The 6,996-nt window shown below is 41.2% G+C and carries 7 protein-coding genes; 1 reads left to right on the top strand and 6 read right to left on the bottom strand.

Annotation, left to right across the window (positions count from 1 at the left end):
• The 6 genes from ACR2F7_RS14615 to ACR2F7_RS14590 form a co-directional block, all read right to left on the bottom strand.
• The coding region (locus tag ACR2F7_RS14615; protein ID WP_432714284.1) for an FkbM family methyltransferase at nucleotides 1-468 on the bottom strand (468 nt) is incomplete at its 3' end.
• Nucleotides 465-1,784 (bottom strand): flippase, encoded by a 1,320-nt coding sequence (locus ACR2F7_RS14610; RefSeq protein ID WP_432714283.1) that lies wholly within the window; start codon nucleotides 1,782-1,784, stop codon nucleotides 465-467. The genes ACR2F7_RS14610 and ACR2F7_RS14615, both read right to left, overlap by 4 nt.
• A 48-nt stretch (nucleotides 1,785-1,832) precedes the next feature.
• The gene (locus ACR2F7_RS14605; RefSeq protein WP_432714282.1) at nucleotides 1,833-2,342 is read right to left on the bottom strand and encodes a DUF1569 domain-containing protein; all 510 of its coding nucleotides are present in this window, start codon (nucleotides 2,340-2,342) and stop codon (nucleotides 1,833-1,835) included.
• Nucleotides 2,343-2,363: 21 nt separating this feature from the next.
• Nucleotides 2,364-3,053 carry a YjjG family noncanonical pyrimidine nucleotidase gene (locus ACR2F7_RS14600; RefSeq protein WP_432714281.1) on the bottom strand — a complete coding sequence of 230 codons (690 nt, stop codon included), beginning with the start codon at nucleotides 3,051-3,053 and terminating at the stop codon, nucleotides 2,364-2,366.
• A 2-nt stretch (nucleotides 3,054-3,055) separates the two neighbouring features.
• Nucleotides 3,056-3,700, bottom strand: coding sequence for a uracil phosphoribosyltransferase (upp, locus tag ACR2F7_RS14595; RefSeq protein WP_432714280.1), 645 nt, complete (start codon nucleotides 3,698-3,700; stop codon nucleotides 3,056-3,058).
• A complete protein-coding gene (locus ACR2F7_RS14590; RefSeq protein WP_432714279.1) occupies nucleotides 3,681-4,817 on the bottom strand; it encodes a DUF7033 domain-containing protein in 1,137 nt (378 codons plus the stop codon). Before ACR2F7_RS14590 ends, upp begins: the two co-directional genes overlap by 20 nt.
• Before the next feature lie 141 nt (nucleotides 4,818-4,958).
• On the opposite strand from ACR2F7_RS14590, the gene uvrB reads away from it, so the two are divergent.
• Nucleotides 4,959-6,992 (top strand): excinuclease ABC subunit UvrB, encoded by a 2,034-nt coding sequence (uvrB, locus tag ACR2F7_RS14585; protein ID WP_432714278.1) that lies wholly within the window; start codon nucleotides 4,959-4,961, stop codon nucleotides 6,990-6,992.
• Nucleotides 6,993-6,996: the final 4 nt, after the last annotated feature.

Here is a 6,996-nt window from a genome sequence, read left to right as displayed (position 1 = left end):
TGCCTGGATACTTTCTTTACAGCAATTGACACGGTCGCGGCCATCCACAATAATGATGTCAAATTCTTCTGCCAGCAGCACTGCTTTTTTACTGTATTCACCACCTCTTTCCAGCTTGGTGAAAATCATTTCTGCATTTGCTGGTTTTGTATTGGCAATTTTATAAAACCACTGCTCATCGTGCTCCACAGAAACCACCCTTGCTACGCGTTTGGCATAAAACAAGGTAGAACTTCCAGATCCGTATTCAAATACACGCTGGGTTTTCTGAAGCCTGTCTGTAATGAAATCAATAAAGCTATAGGTTACCCAGGGTAGGGGCTCACCATTGGCATCAACAGCTTGCTGCGTGTCAAATGCTTTAAACCAGCCAATATTGGCCAGGTAGCCTTTATGGCCGTATGACAAAAGGGCGTTAAGCCTGTTCGGCTTTGCGATAAGGGTAGCTAATGCTTTAAGTTTGCTCAACGTAATTTAATTTTTTGAATGGCAGAAATCAAAAATAAGGATTTTAACATCATTATGCCTTGTTGCCGTGTCTTAGGAATAAATAAAATATAAAAGGTAGAAACAAAGCATGCTATTAAAGTAGCAATAGATGCCCCAATGCCTCCATATAATGGAATTAGCCAGAAATTGAGGAGGATGTTCACTATCGCACCAGTGGCTGTTCGTTGAAATGAAATTAAAGTAAAGCCCTCTGCTAAGAGGTATTGTGAACTGGCACTGCCCAAAAACACAAATATTCCCGACCAAATATGGATGCTCAGCATCTCGCCGGCACCTTCATAACGGGTTCCATATAAAAAATGGATGATGTCTGTTCCTAAAAAGCTGACCACAAGAGCTACTGGTAAACTCATGAACACCAATAGGTCGTATAAATTGACCAAACGCTTTTGGTATCTTTCTATATCGGTTTGTCGCGCATGAATAATTGCCGGAAATACCGAAGTGACAATGGCAATGGGGATAAAATACCATGCCTCACTGATCTTCGCTGCGGCACTATAAATGCCTACTTCAGCACTGCCCACGCTTTTTAACATCACCTGGTCAATTTTCATGTAAATGGAAACCATCACCGCCGAAAGAATCAAAGGAAAAGATTGTTTTAACAAAGACTTTGCCCTTGCCATGTTAAAAGTCCAGTCGCGCATATCAAAGCCGCGCTGGTGATACATCCATACCAGTCCAAAGGCTAAAATGAAAGCATCAAAAGAAATAGCCGCTGCAAAATACACAACGGGCAGCTGATAATACAACAGCATTAGCTTGACAACCGCTGAAAGGATGACACAGATGTTTTGTACTTTAACTACATATTTAGACTGTACCTGCGATTGGAAATAGGAGTCTATGACGTTAAAAGATTTAAAGAAAGTGGCAAAGGAAAGTAAGGTCACAATGAGGGTAAGGGGTGTGCCCGGCTTATCAGAAAATTGGTGAAAAAGTACGTATAGGCCAATGCTAATGGGGATGATCAACAAGTTGACCCCCAGGCGCATGGCCAGCGAGGTGCCTAAAATTTCATTTTTGCGCTGTGGCTCTTTGATAATTTCACGGATAATGAAACTGTCCAGCCCCAGGGTACCTACTGCGGCAACTATGGTGGTCAGGGCATCAGCAAAGCTTAAATCACCAAAAGATATAGGGCCTAAATAGCGGGCTATTAAAAAGCCAACCACCATGCTGAGGATCTTGCCGAACATCAGCCAGCTGGTATTCTTAAAATATTTTTCGAAAGCGGCCTCGTCAAAACCTTTTATGCCCGGAATTTTCATTAAAGCGTATGATGTTTTTACAGGTAAGAATGGGGCAAAGATGTGAAATTAAAAGCTTTTCTCAATTCGGTTCAACTGCTTAAGGTGATGTTTTAAATGGATCTCTATAAAGCGCAGCCATTGTGCCGCGTTTAAATAGCCCAATCGTGGATGTGGGTTTTTAATGTCTATCCTTGCCCTGGACATCTGCTTGCTGTCTTGTTCCAGCTGTTGCATAAATTGTTGAATCATGGCCGCCGCTTCAACTTTAGATATTACTTTTACCCTTGATGCCAGTGCTTTGGGTACTTTGTGTTTGCCGGGAGGCAACATGCCGAAGTATAAAATAACCTTGGCTGCAAATGCTGTAGGGCGGTTTTTGCCCAATCCTTCCAAACATTTTTCCAGGGTCTCCAGAGAAAGTAGGCTAATGTCAAAAATATGCGAGTAAACTTCACTGTATGACCATCCACCAATGGGTGGTGTGGTCTGAAAGGCTAAATCACTATAGGTGTTTAGCTTAGTTTGGTAAGATTCAATGATATGATGAAGAGAAGACAATATTTTTGCATTTTGCATGGTGTTAATTTAATATTATATTTAAAAATGCAGTAATAATTCTTCCAGATGTGTAATCTGCCATAACACATCTGCAGGTTTTTCCCGGTTTAAAGGGTTAAAAAAGATAGCACGCATCCCAAAATCTTGTGCCCCTCTAATGTCAGCTTCAATGCTGTCGCCAATCATAATGCTTTCTTCTTTTGTAGCTCCTGCTTTATTCAGCGCATATTCAAATACTCTTTGATCTGGTTTGTTGACACCCACATCTTCCGAGATAATTACATTTTCGAAATAAGGGTTTAAACCCGACAATGACATTTTGGTCAGTGTGGTTTCTTTAAACCCATTAGAGATAATGTGCAGGGTGTATTTTTTCTGTAAGTAAGCGAGTACTTTTTCAGAGCCTTCAAAGAGATTGGTCTTTGTAGGACTAATTTTTACGTAGTCTTCTTCAAACTGATGTGGTACCAGATTTGGACTTACACCCAGTTGTAAAAAGGTTTTGCTAAAGCGTTCAGAGCGCAAGGTCTCCTTTGTAATTTTCCCTAAGTGGTATTCCGCCCACAAAAATTGGTTATTCTCGGTATAGGTCTGGATAAAATTCTGCGGCGAGGTTAAGCCTAATCCCGGCAGGTTATACTGTTCAAACAGCTCCATCAACGTTTCTTCGGCGTTGCGGTCAAAATCCCAGATCGTATGATCAAGGTCGAAAAAAATATGTTTTGTCATGCTTAAAGTTTATTCCCGTAGGCTAAATCGCCTGCATCACCTAATCCTGGGACAATGTAAGATTTGCTGGTCATCTCCTCGTCGATGGCGCCAATCCATAATTTTGCTTTTGGAAGGTTAGCGCGCACATGTCTGATGCCCTCTGTGCTGGCAATAGCAGCAATGATATGAAGTTCTTTAATTTGAAAACGGTTCATGAGCTCTTTACAGCACAGCACCATGCTCAGCCCGGTGGCCAGCATAGGGTCTGCCATAATAACGACCTTCTCTGTTAAATCTGGTGTGGAAATATATTCTATTTGAATATTGAAGCCGCCCAAATTGTTTGATTTGCGGAAAGCTGTAATGAAAGCCGATTCTGCCTTGTCGAAGATATTCAGTAAACCTTTATGCATGGGTAAACCCGCACGGATGATGGTGGCCAGCACAGGTTGTGTACTCAGCTGCCTGCAATTTGCAATGCCTAAAGGCGTTTGTGTTTCACAAGAGGTATAGGTTAATGTTTTGCTGATCTCATAGGCAAAAAACTCACCTAACCTTTCCAGGTTTTTACGAAAACGCATGGCATCTTTCTGAATGTTTTCATCCCTGAGCTCAGAAATAAATACATTAGCAATTGATTCAGTTTTACTCAGGTCGAAGATCATTCGGTAAAGATAAAAAATTGCTTAACATTTTAGCGTACAGCTTTCTTGCTGATTTTCCTTTTCCACTATGAATGAGTGTATCCTGGTGCCATACAATGTAAAAATGCCCGTTGAGCAGCTTTACCGTATCTACCATGTTTTTCCATTTGTCCAGTACAAAGTCTGCACGCATCAATTTATCGGCATTTAAGCTGAAATCATTAATGGCAATAGGGTGTACACGCAGGTGTGTGCTTTTCTCCAGCTGCAGGTCGTACCATAAAAAAGGACTACAGGTGCCGGCACGGAAACCGGTAGTGTTTTTATAACCCATGCGGTAATCATTGCTGATGCCCGCTTTGATCAACCTCAGGTAGCTATTTGGTAAATTTACCTGTCCATAAACTTCACCGTCATCTTCTTCAGCTGACAAAGAAAAAAACTGTCCTTTCAGCTGGAACTGTTCATGAAGTTCTTGAAGAAACTGTTGTACCTCAACAGATTCAGCATCTCCTTCGGTGGTTTTTGAAAAAAAGCGCTTTGTTTTCTTCAGGATATAACGTGCAGAATGAATCAGTCCATTGGAATTTTTCTTTCCTGATTGCATGCAGGTCAGGGGTATAAAAGCAAAACTCTTTTTTCCAAAGTGCAGCTTAGGGTATCTTTTGAGCAGCAGGTTTTTTAAAATAAGCGCCCATGCATCGATCACGGGAATTTGCAGCAGCTTCAAGCGGCTCTGCAGACTTAATTCTGCAGGGAAATGCCCGTCGTCGTCAGGGATAAAATTCAAGTATTCTTCGTAACGGCTTACGAAATAAAAAGCTGCAGCAAATACATCAAATGGTAAGACACCGCCTTTTACCGCAAAAGGAACAATGGTATCTCCAAAAGCCGTAGTCTTAAATGCTGTTCTCACAATTTCATGAGAAAGTAGCAGGTCGGCATTTTTAAAGTGCAGCTCATCTGCCACCTGCTGGTCACAATAACTGATCTTAGCGAGGTCTGAACTCTTAAATTCAGCCAGGTTGGAACTAAAGGTGATATCAGCTTTTAGGACGTCATGAAAAATAAAGTAAAAAATATACTTTATCCGCGGAGTCAATAAGGGTACATAGGCCAGTAGCTTCATGATGTCCATAAAAATAGGATATTAACATCACATTTCAATACGCTAGATTTGTTATCTTTGGGTAAATGCCGTTTTTCTGAGAACAAAATGTGCATTTTATACATTATTAATTTAACAAACATCTATTGGAGCTTTCCAAATTATACCCCAATGAAATTTAAACTCGTTTCTGCTTATCAACCTACCGGCGATCAGCCCAATGCTATAAAGCAACTGGTGGAGGGCGTCAATAACCAGGAGCATTACCAAACGTTGCTTGGTGTTACCGGCTCTGGGAAAACATTTACCATGGCCAATGTAATTGAACAAACACAAAAGCCTACGCTGATTCTAAGTCATAATAAAACCCTGGCGGCACAGCTCTATGGAGAATTTAAAGCTTTTTTTCCGGAGAATGCCGTCAACTACTTTGTTTCTTATTATGATTATTACCAGCCTGAAGCTTATATGCCCAGCAGCAATACTTATATTGAGAAAGACCTGAGCATTAATGAGGAAATTGAAAAGCTACGCTTAAGAACAACCTCTGCCCTGATGTCGGGTAGGAGGGATGTAATTGTGGTATCTTCCATTTCCTGTATTTATGGTATGGGAAATCCTGAAGACTTTTCCCGCTCGGTATTTCGTTTTGCTGTAGGCACCAGAATTTCAAGAAACTCTTTCTTGCATAGCCTGGTGGAAATTCTTTATGCCAGAACCATCAATGATTTTAAACGCGGTACTTTTCGCGTTAAGGGAGATACGGTAGATATTTTCCCTGCTTACCTTGACAATGCTTACCGTGTTTCTTTCTTTGGTGATGATATTGAAGAGCTGAGTGTAATTGACCCGGTAACAGGCAAAACTTTAGAGAAATTAGAAGACATGGCCATTTATCCGGCTAATTTATTCGTTACCCCTAAAGATAGGTTTGCTTCTTCCATCTGGGGTATACAGGAGGAACTGGAGATCCGAAAAAACCAATTGATTGGTGACAGGAATTTGCTGGAAGCCAAAAGATTAGAAGAAAGGGTAAACTTCGACATTGAGATGATGAAAGAGCTTGGCTACTGTTCGGGTATTGAAAATTATTCAAGGTTCTTTGATGGTCGCTCGCCTGGCATGCGTCCTTTCTGTTTGCTGGATTACTTCCCTGACGATTATTTGATGGTGATTGACGAAAGTCATGTAACGGTGCCTCAGATCAGGGCAATGTATGGTGGCGACAGGTCACGCAAGATGTCGCTCGTAGAATATGGTTTCCGTTTGCCTTCGGCGCTGGATAACAGGCCTTTGAATTTTGAAGAATTTGAGCGACTGGCACCACAAACCGTCTATGTAAGTGCCACACCTGCAGACTATGAGCTGCAGAAGTCTGATGGTGTTTATATTGAACAGGTGATCAGGCCTACGGGTTTACTGGATCCATTGATTGAAGTAAAACCCGCCATTAACCAGGTGGATGACCTTTTAGATGAGATTGATAAAACTATTAAAATGGGCGACCGTATTTTGGTGACCACTTTAACTAAGAGGATGGCAGAGGAACTGACCAAATACATGGACAGGCTGAACATCAAATGTCGTTACATCCACTCAGAAGTAAAAACCTTAGATAGGGTAGAAATTTTACGTGATTTAAGACTTGGTGTTTTTGATGTGCTGATAGGCATCAATTTATTAAGAGAAGGCTTAGATTTGCCGGAAGTTTCTTTAGTAGCGATTTTGGATGCTGATAAGGAAGGTTTCCTGCGTTCTGAACGGTCTTTGATACAAACTATTGGTCGCGCAGCCCGTAATGATAGGGGACGGGTAATTATGTACGCTGATAAAATAACAGATTCTATGGAAAAAACCATAGATGAAACCAACAGGAGAAGAGAAAGGCAAATTGCCTATAACCTTGAACATGGCATTACGCCTAGAACTGTAGGCAAAACCAAGGAAGAGATTATGGAGCAAAGTGCAATGCTTGATTTCTCTGAAAATGCAACAAGGGCTAAAGCTTATGTGGAGGTTGATGAGGTGAGCTTAGCTGCGGATCCAATTGTGCAATACATGACCAAGGCAGAAATGCAGAAGTCTATTGACAAGACCAGGAAAGATATGGCAAAAGCAGCTAAAGACATGGATTTTCTAATGGCAGCCCGATTAAGGGATGAGATGTTTGCCATGGAGAAGGTGTTTGATGAAAGATTTAGTTAAATAA

It is taken from the genome of Pedobacter sp. (genome assembly GCF_045628745.1).
GTDB lineage: Bacteria > Bacteroidota > Bacteroidia > Sphingobacteriales > Sphingobacteriaceae > Pedobacter.
Note: the sequence above shows the minus strand (reverse complement) of the source record. Positions and strands in the feature narration are given on the sequence as shown.

Coding starts and splice junctions, on each gene's coding strand:
- uvrB (WP_432714278.1), top strand. CDS start 4,959: ATGAAATTTAAACTCGTTTCTGCTTATCAACCTACCGGCGATCAGCCC.
- ACR2F7_RS14590 (WP_432714279.1), bottom strand. CDS start 4,817: ATGGACATCATGAAGCTACTGGCCTATGTACCCTTATTGACTCCGCGG.
- ACR2F7_RS14605 (WP_432714282.1), bottom strand. CDS start 2,342: ATGCAAAATGCAAAAATATTGTCTTCTCTTCATCATATCATTGAATCT.
- upp (WP_432714280.1), bottom strand. CDS start 3,700: ATGATCTTCGACCTGAGTAAAACTGAATCAATTGCTAATGTATTTATT.
- ACR2F7_RS14610 (WP_432714283.1), bottom strand. CDS start 1,784: ATGAAAATTCCGGGCATAAAAGGTTTTGACGAGGCCGCTTTCGAAAAA.
- ACR2F7_RS14600 (WP_432714281.1), bottom strand. CDS start 3,053: ATGACAAAACATATTTTTTTCGACCTTGATCATACGATCTGGGATTTT.